This window comes from Leadbetterella sp. DM7, assembly GCF_040829825.2.
In the GTDB taxonomy this organism is placed as follows: Bacteria; Bacteroidota; Bacteroidia; order Cytophagales; family Spirosomataceae; genus Leadbetterella.
This window is the reverse complement of sequence record NZ_JBFOLH020000016.1, coordinates 18,318-31,921: the sequence shown is the minus strand read 5'-3', so window position 1 is coordinate 31,921 and position 13,604 is coordinate 18,318. Positions and strand designations below refer to the sequence as shown.

Genomic DNA, 13,604 nt, shown 5'->3' with positions numbered 1-13,604 from the left:
TATTATAGGTTTGCAAACCATTTAGCGTAAAGGTCGCCTAATAAGGGAATGGGTTGTTCTTTTCCGTTGATGGCATTCATCAGGCCCATAAACCATAGCACCATTAGTCCGATTACTCCGACAATGGATATAATCCAACCTAAAAAGGGGATGATATTGACAAACGCGAGGGCAAAGCCTGTACACATCAAACCCAGACTTTGACGAATGTGATAACCGGCAAATTTGTTTTTCTTTTCTCCGTTTTGTACAAAAGCTACAATCAGCCCGATTAAGGTGATATAGGCAATAGTGGCGGTGGTTTTTCCTTCGGCTATATTATTTTCCATATTATTTAATTTTAATTCTCAAGTCTCTGTACCTTTGTTTTGGGCTTATCCTCAATTCTCGGAATATTGGTTTTAGGTTGGTCTTCCAATCTTGGAATGTTGGGTTTGGGTTTATCTTCCAAACGGGGAACATGGGGTTTATCCTCTATTCTCGGCACATGGGGCTTTGGCTTTTTGCCAGGCTCTACCGGTAGCAGATCGTCATTTTTAGGATTTACGGGGAGCAGCTCATCTTCATTGCCTTTAGGCGTTACCGGTAACAGGTCATCATCGGGATTAGCGGTTTCAAAATCTTCCCACGGATCTTTCCATTCTTTTTCTTTTACGCAGAGATAGGTAATGGAAATTTTATTAACGCAAGGCTCTTTTGTTGGCACTTTGATGGTGGCTGTAAATACACCTTCTATTTTCTTTTCGTTGATGATTTGTACATCGAATTTTAAATTGATGTATGCATTTCCCAAAAATGCTTTGTATAAGTCCGGCCTTATTTGTTGCCATTTTACATTGGGATTATTCATCAGAAAACGGGCATGGAAAGGATGGGGAAAATTCACATTCCCCGATTGGGACATACCCTGCAGCATAGATTTGAACATATTGCTTTCCTGCCCGTAACAAATATCTCCCGTAACGGTGCCGATCTTCACCTGCCATTCTCCGCTGACAGGCTGAAAGTTGGGATTGAACGGATAAATCATCGTAAAACCATCGCCGCCGTAAAATTTGTCCAGCTGCGAACGACTCATTTCGGTTTCCACATAATGTTCCCAGCTCCCCTTGATTTTTGCATCTACCACAAGCGCATTTTCGGGCAGGTTTTCATGGTACCCTGCTTCAGAATTATAAATAACATCGTAGTCGCCTGCATCTGCTTCAGAAATCTGAAACGTGCAGCCACTGCCTTCCTCGCAGGTGGCCACCATTACCTTTTTTGCATGGACAGTGGCCGGTAACAGGAGTAACAATAACAAGATTCTCATTTTGACGCTTTTTTACGGATTGTTGTTAAAAACTAATTGTGCCAGCTCGATAGCCTTCTCTTTACTGGTTTTGCCGTCATCAAAATTGGTAGTTACCGTAAAGCAAATGCCTTTGGCAAAAATGTGGAGTGCATTTACAGGCGTTTCCCAATAAGACAGTTCTCCCACATAGTCGAGTTTTTCAAATTGCCGGGCTCCAGCATTTTCAGCCAAATCTCTGGCTTCTGCAATAGCTATATCTGCATCGATGGTTTCATCTTGGGTAATCCTGTCCATTTCTTCCTGCACAGCGGTTTTGCTTTCATATTTTTGCTGGAAACCGGCCTTTGAAATTTTCGCTATAAAGCCAAGACCCAATGAGCTGTAACCCTCCACCTGTAATTCTTTGCCTTCGGAGGTTTTGATGGATTTCTTTTTACCGTTTTTCCAACTGAAAAGGACTGTTCGCTTTGAAACATCAGAAGCTAAGTCTTCGCTGTACGCGAGGATCTCCGAGGCATCAGTTCCGGCAATTTTGGCTATGCTTTCTTTAGAGAGCGATTGCGGGTTTTGCATAATTGATATGAGCTGTTTCGTCTCAAACGCCGCGGGAACGGCTACCGGTTGATGGGTAGTATTACAGGCGGCTATCAGTAATACCAAAGCCGGCAATGAAATATTTCTTTTCATTATTTTACAGTTTAATAAATTAACTCCGTTGATTTTTGCCCGGTCCGGCACAGCTCAAACCTGCTGTCTGGCTCTGCTCTCACAGCCGTAAAAATTCTACTCTCCTGTTTTGGGCTTTTCCGTCTGCCGTATTGTTTGATTGAACAGGCTCACTTTCTCCTTTACCGTCTGTCTGCATACGGGAGGCGCTGATTCCGTAAAAATTGATTAAAGCATTTTTTACGGCTACAGCTCTTTTCTGCGATAAGACCAGGTTGGCATTTGCATCGCCGTCGCTATCGGTATGACCTATTATTTTTACGTTCACTGCCGGGTTTTCCTGAAGTGTGGCTGCAATTTCTTTTAGCACCAAGCCGCTTTCGGGCCTGATGTTGTCGCTGTTTACATCAAACAGAATCCCGTTGGTAACTAATTTACCTTCGGTAATCAGCTTGCTTCTGGTATCTTCCCCTGCTACAGCATAGCGGATATGGGTCATCAATAATTCGCACTCACCAAAAAAGCGCCTTGAAAATGCAAAGTGGTAAGGTTTGTTTTCTGCAAAAAAGCGAGGGGCATCCACCAATTTGTCTTCGTTTACATACACCCGTAAACGCCCTTTTTGCCGCCAGATAGAAATTTTCGCAAACCTTTCCCCGTTTTGCGACCATTGCGGCATCGGGATATCGTTGCTAATTTCATTTTCGCCGCTACCTGGTAATATTTGAATGGAAGCCAGATCAGCACCGGGATGCAAATACAGGATGGAAGAACCCCAACCGAATAAGACGTCTTTAAAGAGCTGCTCTTTATCGGTAGTAAAATTGAGCGCAAGCCCGGAATAGTTATTGCTGGCATCGCCAATAAGTCCTGCTTCAAATTCCAGGGTAAAATTATCCGGCAATTCTTTGATGCTTTCGGGAATAAAAGCCCCGTTCTTGGTCATAGAAAGCCATTTCCCCGGTTTTTCACCTACATTTACTACTTCACCACTGGCGTTGGTATTAAATTCGGCCGGAAAATCGCCGATATTCAAGCGTTCAAAGTTATCAAAATACAAAACTTTGTTTCCCGGCACGAAATCGAATTTAGAGCTTGATTTAACGGGAGTATTGTTTCCGCTATTGGTATTGTTTCCGCTACTGATATCATTTCCGCCGCTACTATCACTTCCTTTATTGCTATTGTTTCCCGTTCCGGAGTCAGATGGGTCTGAGGAGGTGTCAGAATTTTTGTTTTTTTTCTTCTTATCCTTCTTTTTAAAAATACTACCGACACCCTGCTCAATTTTATCCAGGCCTTTGTCAATGGTTTCGTCAGCTTTTCGGTTTGTCCTGTCCTCTGCTTTGCGTTTTGCGGTTTCTTTAGGGTTAATGATTTGTGCATTTACGGAAAATCCAATTACCAATGCCAGTGCTGTAAGAGTTACTTTTGTTTTCATTTCTTAAATGCTTTACGTTTATGAAGCAAAAGTAGAAAGAGGACTAAAGGCCTGTTTAGGGGCAATCATGGAAATTTACGCTAAGGGTTTTCCCTGAGAAATGCGTAGCGCCAATTTAATGTGAATGGGATATAGTTAAAGATTAAACATTGTATCAATCTCTAATATAGCAATAGTAACCAATTCTCTTTGCTGATGCGTAAGCTCTTTACTGTCTAAGTCATCTGCAATGTCGCGTCTGCCTGATTTTTATATTACATTTGATCGGACATTCGGCGCTACCTCTTAATTATAACAAAATGAAAATAGCCATCCTGACCCTGGGCACCCGGGGAGATGTGCAGCCTTATGCGGTTCTCGGACAGGCACTCAAAGATCGCGGACACCAGGTGACTTTGTCCACGGCAAAAAATTTCGAGCAATTGGTAAGATCATATGGTATTGACTTTATACCTGTAGAAGCAGACTTCCAGGCAGTATTGGACTCAGATGAGGGGAAAAAGATGCTTAAAGGCAACCCGTTTGCTATCAAAAGGAATTTAAATACCTGGGTGTATCCTTTAATTGCGCAGTCGCTACGCGAATTCTACCAGCTCGCGCTAAAGAGTGATCTTGTACTTTATCATGTAAAGACTTTAGCAGACGCTTTTGCCGATCAGTTTCCTGGAAAAATGATCCGGGCTTCTGTTTTACCAATAGTAGAGCCTACCCGGGCGTTTGCCAATCCCGCATTTAGCGGTTTGACCATACCCCGTGTGTTGAACAGCTTAACCTATAAATTATCCAATCTAAGCCTGAAGCTACTGGCAAAACCGATCCGGCAATTCCGGACAGAGTTCCATCTTCCTGCCCGCTTTCGTACGGAGAAGGTACGTAATATCTATGGAATCAGTCCTACTTTTCTACCCGTTCCGGTTGATTACCCTGAAGAATCAAAATTTACGGGCTTCTGGTTAGGCACTTCCAGCTCTGAGCTTCCCCACGACCTGACAGAATTCATACATGCCGGAACCCCGCCCCTTCTACTGACTTTTGGAAGTATGCCTTTTAAAAGCAGGTTTGATTTATCTGCGGCAGTTCTGAAAATAGTGAAACAATCAGAAACAAGAATAATTCTTATCAGGGGCTGGGGGCTTAACGGAGCAAAAGAGCTTGAAAATCATCCGAAAATAAAGATAATTGACGCTGCACCCTATGAAAAATTATTCCCGCTGACAAAGGCCATTATCCATCATGGCGGAATAGGGACTACTGCGGAATGCTTAAGGGCGGGCAAACCATTCATGGTCTGCCCGTGCTTTATCCTGTTGGCGACCAGCAATTCTGGGGAAAACTATCCTGGAAAAAAGGGCTCGCAGTAAAACCCGTTGCATTACAAAATCTTACCGAAAGCATGTTCTCAGACCGGGTCAGGGAACTTTTAACCAGCCCTGAACTTTATGAAAATGCCCGTCAGATGAAAGTATGTATTGAAAAAGAAAACGGGCTGCAAAGAGCTATAGAGGAAATTGAGAAGCAAGCTGATTTCTTAAAGGTGAATTTTCCACTTTATTGAAAATTCAAAAATAGAATGCTTCTATATAGATGTATAATGCAATAGCAACTACAACTGTCATCATTGTCAGGAATAATAATTTATAGGTATTTATCCACTTTTCAAATTTCGAAGGTCTTTTCATTCTCTTTCTCTTATTCATCTATCCGCCCCTCACTCCCATTTAAAGCCATATCGAAGATAGAGTATTTTGTTTAAAACATATATATAATTTCAATAGGCGACCGCCTTTTCTGCCGGCCGCCTATTATCAATGGCAGCTAGGAATTTCGAAAGACATAGCCGTCAGAATACCAATAGTCAGAGCAGAACAGGTCCTGAGCGAAAGCCTCATAGTCAAAGTACTGCTTTACAAAATCTGTCAGGTCAATTATTTCATCAATCAGCTCCCTGGCGAAGTCTTCCTCGGAGTCATACCGGCCTATATAGTCGTCTTCAAAGTTACTTATCAGTTGATCAATATCTTCGTCTGATAAGCTATGATGGCCGTCTGAGGACCAGATCAGGAATGCTTCCAGTTGGTCATCATCCATATCTTCCAGGGCCTGCAAAACCTCAATGGTGTTTTCGCTTAGCCAGCTTTCGTCTATCAGCCCTTCAGGGATATTCTCATAATCCTGGAACATAAACTCGGGATCTTCTTCATCATTATGCAGCTCATAGCAGGCACTGTAGAACTCCTTGATGTCATTGTAATCTGACAGGTTAAGCCACTGCCCGAAAAGTGAGCCTTCATTATATTTATGGTATGTTCCTACATATACGCTTGCTTGTGATATATCGATTTGCTTACTCATTTCTTTAGTATTTAAAGGTGTTTTGAAAAGATTTGATCTGCCTGGTAATAAGAGAGGCTGGTGCCATAGTGGATTGTCCTATCGGATGCTGCTACTCTTCATACCTGACATTTTTTTTGATCCGGGAGCCGGGCCAAGCCAGGTTTTGGTTTCGAGAGCAGGTTTTGGTAGTGTTTTCGGTGACGAAAGGTTTTGAAAACAAATACTACCCCAGGTGGAGATTTTTTTTCAAACTGCGCATGACCTTTTGTCGCCATGAAGACACGGACATACCTTTGCTCTTGAAATCAGAACAGAGGCTGGCCAGGCTCCGGGAAAAAAGCGTGGAAGTAATGAAAGGCTACATGCCGAGATGGCATCCGCTGGATAGAAGTCTACGTGCCAGTCCGTAAAATTTTCAAAATACCCTGCAAGTACGCTGTAGAAATGATGCTAAGGGTAGAGCACAGCAGCGGCATGGGCCCAGCATGCGTAGTGATAAGGCAAGGGAACGGGCTTAGTATTTTCTGATCACCAGGTGCTTTAACGAAGGATCACTGAGAAGCCTTTCCATTTCTGACTGGATGATGTCCTGGATATCCTGTTTGATTTGCAAGAAGTTTCGTTGCACCATTCCGTTATCCAGCTTGCGGATCACCTCCATATCCTTGTAGCCGTCCTGCTCACGTTTAAGGGCCTGGTGATCGTTGATGATTTCGCAGTGAAAGGCTTTGAGCTCGATCTTATTGGTCGGTTCGTCGCCTACCAGTCCAACCACCTCACCCGAACTGAGTCCTGCTATTTTGGACGGTGGTACAGCTATCTCCAACTGCTTCGATCGGCTGATCGACGTGTCTCCACTGTTTATTGAGTAGCTTTCCCTGTCCTGCATGGTCTTGCCAATCTTGTCGGATACCAGTTTGGCGGAATCTCCGGAACTCTGAGCAGCAATGATATTGCCACAAATATTGATAAGCACTTCTGCCTGCTCTCTGGAATAATCCCGTCTTACCTGCTCTATACTCTGCACCGCTATGGTAGTAGCTATCAAATTACTTCTGCCAGTGGCCACCACGGTGTCCAAAGGAGCATAAATGGTGGCGTACTCATCGAAAATGATGCTGCTTTTAACCTTCTCTTTCATATTAATCAGTTTCACCAGGCGATTTACGTAGAGGGATAGGACTGCCCCATAAATCTCTATTTTCTGCGGATTATTTCCCATACATACTATCTTAGGATCGGCCGGATTGTTAATGTCCAGGTTGAAGTCATTGCCGGATAATACATAATACAGTTGAGGCGAAGAAAGCCGGGCCATTGCCACTTTTGCAGATGCAATTTGACCTTCCAATTGTTCCATTACATCATTCAGATAGGCGTTGACAAAGGGGTTAATCAGTACCTCAATTTCTTTCTCCGTCCTCAAAAGGGTAAACAAACTGTCGTAGTCAGCTTGCATAAGTTCTATTACGTGCGGCAGGCTGCAAAACTCACCGTCCTTGTATTTTCTTAAATACCAGATGATGGCGGTTACAAAGTTGATTGGAGACTCGACAAAAAAGTCCCCCTGACGTTTTTGCCATTGACGATTGAGGCCCAAAAGAATAGTTCTCGCTGACTCTGTTGCATCCGTAATATCCAGCATTTCCGAAGCTACCAGAGGATTGCAGCGGTGGCTGCGGCTTAAATCGTCGAAATTAATAACAAAAAACCTGGGAGGAACCGGGTACAGGTGGCGGTACTTTAGCCAGGCGTTGTAGGCAATTTTGCTGAGATCATCGTACTTAAAGTCGTACACGAACATCGCAAAGCCTTTGCTAATATGCTGGGTTATGATGTGGCGAACCACAAAGTAACTCTTACCGGACCTCCCTAGGATCCGGGGCTGCCCAACAGAAGCAAGCCCCGGAACGGATTAATGATATTGATCCAGCTGTTTCTAACTTTGTTTTTAAGACGATAGCGTGCTGGCAGGTTAATGGAATACTCGTTCTGTAAAAGGCGTTCTTCCTGGGGAAATGTTTCGTTTTCCTTATTGAAGATATCCTTACTATTTAACTTGTTTTTAATGATACGTGATAGTAATGTACCTCCAGAGAGCAGCAGCAGAAACCCGGTCATGGTTATTGCCATATAAATACTGGCAACAACCGGAGGGCTAACAGATAATAGCAAGGCCAGATAGCTTACAAAATAAATCAGCAGGCCTGTTAAGATGTAGGCGAAGGCTACTTTATAGTTTAGCTTTTCATCCTTGCGGCCCCTGGCACCCAGCAATGAGATGACAAGAAATGCCAGGGAAATCAACTTGGAGCGATGAAACTCTTTGAAGATTCCACTGTTGTGGATATTTCCCAGAAGTCGGTCACCCAGCTCATTGACCAGGCCCCAATGACTAAAAGCCGAATAGCAGTAATAATAGAAATGTAGTATCAGTATGATGATACTGATCAACCTTGTCATGTCCAGAACTTTCCTCAGCGCCTGTTCATTCTCCCCAGTCTGCAGTGCCATGATCCTATGAATTTTATGTGTTATTGATTGCTTACATTTTTTCTCTTCTTTCTTCTCCGTTTTCTCTTCAGGGCAGCAGGCAGATAGTCCTCTTCTGAAGCGGGCCTGAGCAGCGCGTCCAAAACATCCTTGATTTGACCAGGATCAGACTCCCAGTTCCCAGCATTGGTATCCCCTGTCTTACCTATCAGCAGATGCTGAGACAATGGAAGCTCACTGGAAACCGAAGGCTGGATAGATGGCAGATTAAGGTCCTTACTCGCGCCTTGTGTAGCCTGACATCTTTCCTGCAAACCTTTCGCGCTGTAGGCCTTGCCCAAAGCACTACCATTGAAAATAGCGAAGGTATTGTGATCTACGAAGGTGATGCCGTATATCATGCCGGCATCATTTTGCCGCAACAGGACAGAGATTCCCTGTGTGTCAAGTGTGGCTGCCAGCTGCTGGACGGATAGGGGTTTCCTACCTAATAAGGCCATATCCACTGCATTCCTGATCCGGGATTTATGAGGACTGCGCGCATTCTCATTTGCAGCATACCGGGCCTTGAGATACTTCAGAGTGGGCCTACTGTAAAAGTCGCTCGCTTTGATAGGCACTCCGATGGGACTTCCCTCTTCACCGAGTATGCGGTATACCAGTCCCCCACCCTTAAAAATCCTGGAGTTTTCACTTCCCCTGTCGGCCTTTACGTTATAGAGACCAAGCACAGCATTTAGCTCCGGCAGACTGGTGAACCGGTACTTTTCCAGCACAGCGTCCAGGACATTGGTAATAGCTCTTTTGGTGGCTGAGCGGCCATATTGCACTTTAGCAGCATTCACCGCCTCCAGCCGGAAAGCTTCTTGTCTGCTGCGATCATCAGCTACCACAAGATCAAACATTTTTTCAATCTCTTTCCGGGCCGGCTCAGACTTACGAATGCCCAAATGATGCAGATTAATCCCACTCCCGTCCGGGCGGATGTTAGTAGTTACGATATGGATGTGGGGGTGCCCTGCGTCAAAATGTTGATAGACCAAGTAAGGCTGCTCACCAAAGCCCAGCTTATCCATATACACCCCTGCTATAGCGGTCAGTTTATCCTGTGTCAGGTGAGATTCCGAAGGATCAAAATTGAGTGATATATGAATACTATTGCTTTTGATATTCTCATTTAACTCCATTCTCTTCAATAGAAAATTGAGCTTTATTTTTGAGATCATTTCCTTTACATCGAGCGGATAATTAGCCGCTCCTATACACTCGGCCACGCCTTCTTTAACTTTGTTTTCATTGTAGTTAAAGATGTTGTGCAGGGATTTGCTGACCTTAATTACTGCAACCATATTTCAAGCAATTTTTTGATGTTATTTTTCACTTCATCCAGCTTGTTTTGAAGGGTCCTTCTCTCCAACTCATGCATCACCAGCCAGGCTTTAAATTCGGCTATTTTCTGTAGTGTGTGAAGCTTCTTAACTGCCTGGTTAAAGTTGTTTCCAAGGCCGTTAAGCTCCGTTCTCAGACGGGTTAATTCCGTCATGATATCGTCCATGGAACTGTTGCGATAGGTAGTCACTATCGGCTTATCAAAGAGATTGCGACGGATGTAGTCGCTCAGCTTACGGCAGGTCGACGCTTTCCATTTCTGATGGATATGGGCATACTCATGGAGAGTAAGACGCAGCCTTACCTGCCGCGTACGGTTTGATTTTTCTTGTTTCTTCATGGTTCTTTCTGATCTTATCAAACTCACTAATGCTTAAAAGACGCCCCGGCTACGAGTTCCGAGTAAAGCCGGCCAGTTAGCGATTGTGTTACAATCGTTCATCTGGCCGATTGCGAAAAAAACTGCAATCTGAAAAGTCCTATGTGGCATTCCGGAGGTTAAAACAGAATCCTTCAAGGCTACAGACAATTTTAAAGTTTAAGCCTTTGGGACTTTTTGGGGTTCTGCTGCTGACGGGTGTTTTGCTCTGCTTTCCCGAAATTCATTACCCAATCATTGAAATCTTTATGCTGGCTGTAGAGGTGGCTATGGTCTTCATATCGGCTACTGAGAGAGAGTGCATTCTGAGTACAATTCTGGCCGGCTTGATCACGGTCCAGATAAAGCAGAATGCGGTGGTGATTTTCCATAAAACTTCGAGCTTGCAAAAAGAAGGAAAGAGAGTTCAGCACCAGGAAATTGTAATCGTTTCCAGACTGCTCAGGCTGCATAGTTTTGAAGGATAGAAAATCCATGAAACCTTCAAAAACGAGAACATCATCCGAGCCGTTTTGAAAGGTGGTTACAGCCTTTGGGCTACTGCTTATTTTATAGTAGGGATTACGGATTTCATACCCTCCCTGATCATTGCGAAACCCGATCCCGTAATAAGTCTTTCCTCCCACCTGGTAGTGTACCTGGCAGCAGTACTTTTCGGCCACGTGCGCAGCTATATGGCGATGCTTCAGATAGCGAAGAAGATGAGGAGAGCTCAGACTACCTTCCGCTATAATTTTAATCTTTCTTTCCTGGGGCTGGGATATGCTGTCTGCAGGGCGAGTGGCAGTAGGCTGATGAAGGGAAAAATGGTCACGCAGGCCTTTGAGAAATTCCCCTACCGTGCAGCCATAAAACAATACTCCAAAATCAATAATACTACCTCCCCTACCCATCCCGTGGTCATACCAGCGATTAAGGACACGGTTGACCTTAAAGGAAGGTGTTTTTTCACCGCGCAGCGGAGAAAGATACCAGTAATCATTACCTCTGATTTTTTCGGGCTGAATGCCCAGGGTAGACAGATAGTCCACCATATCCATTTCTTTAACCTCCTGGATGGAAAGGTTTTGTTTTCTGAGATCCATAACTCCACAATTTCAACTTCACATTTCAGTAACTGATCACAAATGTATGGGACCCAAACGACACTATGACCTCCTCATCATATTTTGATTAAGCATCTATTCTTCAACATATTATGTGTGGGAATATTTATCAATCAAGAGCTAGTTTTGCAGTTAGATTTTTAACCAAATAAAGCAGAGTAATTATGTTAACAACAAATGATGTGGCCCGGGTGTATGATACTATATTGAGCACCCCGGGCATGGGTGAGACGGTGAAAATTGATCTGAAAATTTCGCGTAAAAATGTGCTACTGTTAAGTAATGTGATTGAGCGCGGGCTAACGATCCAACAGGGAGATAAGTCGGCAGACCTACTCAAAAGTGTGCCGCAGGAAAATCTGGAGGAACTTAAGGCCCTGGCAGGTGAGTGTCTCAACAAAGCCGGGCTCATTGAGCTCAGCGAAAAGCTCAGCTTACTGGGTAATCTTAAGTAATATTACTTATACGCCAAAGGCCGCGGTGGTAGAGCGGCCTTTGCGTAAAAAATGAAAAAAGGCTGACTCAAGAAATCTTGAGCCAGCCTCAATTAAAGGGTTACAAACACCCGTTTTCAGCTAATGAATAGTAGCCCTCGGAGGTAACGATAAGATGATCGATAACGACCAAGTCCAGGTAAACTGCACCCCTTATCACGGCCTTGGTAAAGTTTATGTCAGCTTCACTGGCTGTGAGATTACCCGAAGGGTGATTATGAAAAAGAACCATGCCCTTGGCATTTGCTTTCAGGGCGCTGATATATATGAGCCGGGGCTCTGCGAATACGCCGCCTATACCTCCGGAAGCTATTTCGGATATACCCAGAACATGACCGGCAGAGTTAAGAAGCAAAACCTTAAACTCTTCAATGAAATCAATTTTATCCGGATTCCAGCTCTGGATCACAAGCTCATAAGCCTCAAGGTTAGAATCAACTCTGGGTCTCATGGATGCAGGGACCTTGTTACGGTAAATCAACTGGATTTCAGCTACCTGGTGAAGCATTGCAGTTTCCATAATTGTTAATATTTAAGTTAAAAATTATGCTGCCTGCTCCGGCAGGTGATGAGTAAGTGCAAAAAGCAACGCAATAAATGTAGGGTGGCGCGGTGGGCATGTGTTTATGGCGGAATTTTTTGCAACGCCCCGAAATCATCCGGCCGAACTTTGTAGCACAATTAGGCAACGTAAAGACTCCACTTTACGCAACGGTGCGATAAACGAAACATCTCCTGCTTATTTTCAGTAACTTTTGATCTTTTCAATCATACGCTCCAGCGCATCAATGGCAATTGTCTTGTCATTTTCCTCCACGTTATACATGCGGCTTCTTACCCCGTGCGAGGATAATTCTTCTTTACGGGGAGTGGAGAGAAAGGGTACAATAGTCTTAAATATCTCATTGAGAGAGCGGGCCTGGAGAACCTTGGCCTCATCGGCCGAGCGAAGGATAAGTGCGATCTGATCGGTGGAAAGATTACAAAGAATTTTGGTGCGTGGGGCCGAAGGCCTGCTGACATCGGAGTCCGGGCGCGGAGTGTCCAGCAGTGGAGAATGATGAGTGAATTCCTTATAGAAATCAAGCTCCTGCTGAAACCAGTTACTTACCACGGTATCAATATCATAATAGAGAGGGTTAAATTTCAGGCCGGGCTTAGGTTGAATCTGTCTGAAGGTTTTAAAGTGAAACCGAAGCGCCCTGATTCCATCTTCTGAATGGTTAAGGGCAGTAATCTTTTCAGAGAAGCTGGTAATTAGGTGGCCAATATAGGTCTTGCTATTAAAATTAAGATAGATAAGAAGCCTGTCTATCTCTGGCAGTTGCCCGTCTTCCATGCTGTTAAATTGCAGTTCCTTTAAGCCCTTTATCAGGGCTTTTTTGTAGCTGACGGCGCGGTAGGTTACTTTATGATCTTCATAGGCGGCAGCGATAAAGCGGTCCAGAATTTTAAAAACGATTTTCAGGGCCGGGTGGGAATATTCCAGGAACTTTGCTTTTAAATAGGATATATCCTTAGCAAACTCCAGTTGCAGTGACTCGAAATGCAAGGCAGAAATTTGCTCCTCGTGGCTAAGGTGAGCAGCGTACCTGTTTTCGATGTAATAAAGTACGTCCTGGATACACTGCTGCAGGCGGGCCAAGATATCTTTCAGATCCCGGTGTTTAAACTGCTCGTCATTTTGATAGTGAATCAATTGGGAGAGAAGCAGAGTAAGTGTTGAATGATACCGCTGAACGATAAAGTCCCGCCTGGCAGGTTTTTTAGCTGAAAAAACCTGCTGTGTAATCAGCAGTTGCAGTCTCCTGCTTTCCTGCTTTATCCTGGGATATATTGCCTTGAGCCATTCCGCTGTCAGGCTTTCAAATTCCTCTGTGAGAGGATTGAGAATCTGCGATACAAGAAGATCAATCCATTCGAGGATATAGCCATTTTCATGCGTTTTCATACCCACCGGATTCGATTAACTAAAATTTATCTGACCAACAAATTGTTAAAGCGCTCC

Annotated in this window: 15 protein-coding genes; 3 read left to right on the top strand and 12 right to left on the bottom strand. The window is 44.1% G+C overall.

The genetic code is table 11. The features are described from left to right. Window positions 1-2: 2 nt before the first annotated feature. From AB2U10_RS15785 to AB2U10_RS15770, 4 genes are all read right to left on the bottom strand, one after another. Window positions 3-329, bottom strand: coding sequence for a DUF4870 domain-containing protein (locus tag AB2U10_RS15785; protein WP_367915812.1), 327 nt, complete (start codon window positions 327-329; stop codon window positions 3-5). An 11-nt stretch (window positions 330-340) separates the two neighbouring features. Continuing rightward, window positions 341-1,312, bottom strand: a complete 972-nt coding sequence (locus tag AB2U10_RS15780; protein ID WP_367915811.1) for a hypothetical protein — start codon at window positions 1,310-1,312, stop codon at window positions 341-343. Between the two features lie 12 nt (window positions 1,313-1,324). After that, window positions 1,325-1,981 (bottom strand): hypothetical protein, encoded by a 657-nt coding sequence (locus tag AB2U10_RS15775; RefSeq protein WP_367915810.1) that lies wholly within the window; start codon window positions 1,979-1,981, stop codon window positions 1,325-1,327. A 79-nt stretch (window positions 1,982-2,060) separates the two neighbouring features. Then, window positions 2,061-3,401 (bottom strand): OmpA family protein, encoded by a 1,341-nt coding sequence (locus tag AB2U10_RS15770; protein ID WP_367915809.1) that lies wholly within the window; start codon window positions 3,399-3,401, stop codon window positions 2,061-2,063. A gap of 299 nt (window positions 3,402-3,700) precedes the next feature. Here AB2U10_RS15770 and AB2U10_RS15765 point away from each other — a divergent pair, with 299 nt between their 5' ends. Both AB2U10_RS15765 and AB2U10_RS15760 read left to right on the top strand, forming a co-directional pair. Continuing rightward, on the top strand, window positions 3,701-4,762 hold the full coding sequence (locus AB2U10_RS15765; protein WP_367915808.1) for a glycosyltransferase: 1,062 nt from the start codon (window positions 3,701-3,703) through the stop codon (window positions 4,760-4,762). 32 nt (window positions 4,763-4,794) lie between these two features. Beyond that, on the top strand, window positions 4,795-4,956 hold the full coding sequence (locus AB2U10_RS15760) for a hypothetical protein (RefSeq protein ID WP_367915807.1): 162 nt from the start codon (window positions 4,795-4,797) through the stop codon (window positions 4,954-4,956). A 260-nt stretch (window positions 4,957-5,216) separates the two neighbouring features. On the opposite strand, the gene AB2U10_RS15755 is transcribed toward AB2U10_RS15760, so the two are convergent. The 6 genes from AB2U10_RS15755 to AB2U10_RS15730 all read right to left on the bottom strand — a co-directional run bounded on the left by AB2U10_RS15755 (window position 5,217) and on the right by AB2U10_RS15730 (window position 11,081). Further along, on the bottom strand, window positions 5,217-5,753 hold the full coding sequence (locus AB2U10_RS15755; RefSeq protein WP_367915806.1) for an antirestriction protein ArdA: 537 nt from the start codon (window positions 5,751-5,753) through the stop codon (window positions 5,217-5,219). Window positions 5,754-6,249: 496 nt separating this feature from the next. Continuing rightward, entirely contained in the window at window positions 6,250-7,539 is a 1,290-nt protein-coding gene (locus tag AB2U10_RS15750; RefSeq protein ID WP_493820694.1) for a type IV secretory system conjugative DNA transfer family protein, read from the bottom strand. Between the two features lie 68 nt (window positions 7,540-7,607). Then, the gene (locus AB2U10_RS15745) at window positions 7,608-8,249 is read right to left on the bottom strand and encodes a YWFCY domain-containing protein (protein ID WP_367915804.1); all 642 of its coding nucleotides are present in this window, start codon (window positions 8,247-8,249) and stop codon (window positions 7,608-7,610) included. 20 nt (window positions 8,250-8,269) lie between these two features. After that, window positions 8,270-9,577, bottom strand: coding sequence for a relaxase/mobilization nuclease domain-containing protein (locus AB2U10_RS15740; RefSeq protein ID WP_367915803.1), 1,308 nt, complete (start codon window positions 9,575-9,577; stop codon window positions 8,270-8,272). Further along, window positions 9,565-9,957: a plasmid mobilization protein gene (locus tag AB2U10_RS15735; RefSeq protein WP_367915802.1), complete on the bottom strand. Its 393-nt coding sequence runs from the start codon at window positions 9,955-9,957 to the stop codon at window positions 9,565-9,567. The genes AB2U10_RS15740 and AB2U10_RS15735 overlap by 13 nt, the downstream gene beginning before the upstream one ends. A gap of 191 nt (window positions 9,958-10,148) precedes the next feature. Beyond that, window positions 10,149-11,081 (bottom strand): DUF8464 domain-containing protein, encoded by a 933-nt coding sequence (locus AB2U10_RS15730; RefSeq protein WP_367915801.1) that lies wholly within the window; start codon window positions 11,079-11,081, stop codon window positions 10,149-10,151. A 185-nt stretch (window positions 11,082-11,266) separates the two neighbouring features. On the opposite strand from AB2U10_RS15730, the gene AB2U10_RS15725 reads away from it, so the two are divergent. Then, window positions 11,267-11,557 carry a hypothetical protein gene (locus AB2U10_RS15725; protein ID WP_367915800.1) on the top strand — a complete coding sequence of 97 codons (291 nt, stop codon included), beginning with the start codon at window positions 11,267-11,269 and terminating at the stop codon, window positions 11,555-11,557. A gap of 100 nt (window positions 11,558-11,657) precedes the next feature. Here AB2U10_RS15725 and AB2U10_RS15720 read toward each other — a convergent pair whose 3' ends face one another. Together AB2U10_RS15720 and AB2U10_RS15715 are read right to left on the bottom strand one after the other, a co-directional pair. Then, window positions 11,658-12,116 carry a JAB domain-containing protein gene (locus tag AB2U10_RS15720; protein WP_367915799.1) on the bottom strand — a complete coding sequence of 153 codons (459 nt, stop codon included), beginning with the start codon at window positions 12,114-12,116 and terminating at the stop codon, window positions 11,658-11,660. Window positions 12,117-12,341: 225 nt separating this feature from the next. Further along, window positions 12,342-13,547, bottom strand: coding sequence for a hypothetical protein (locus AB2U10_RS15715; protein ID WP_367915798.1), 1,206 nt, complete (start codon window positions 13,545-13,547; stop codon window positions 12,342-12,344). Between the last annotated feature and the right edge of the window lie 57 nt (window positions 13,548-13,604).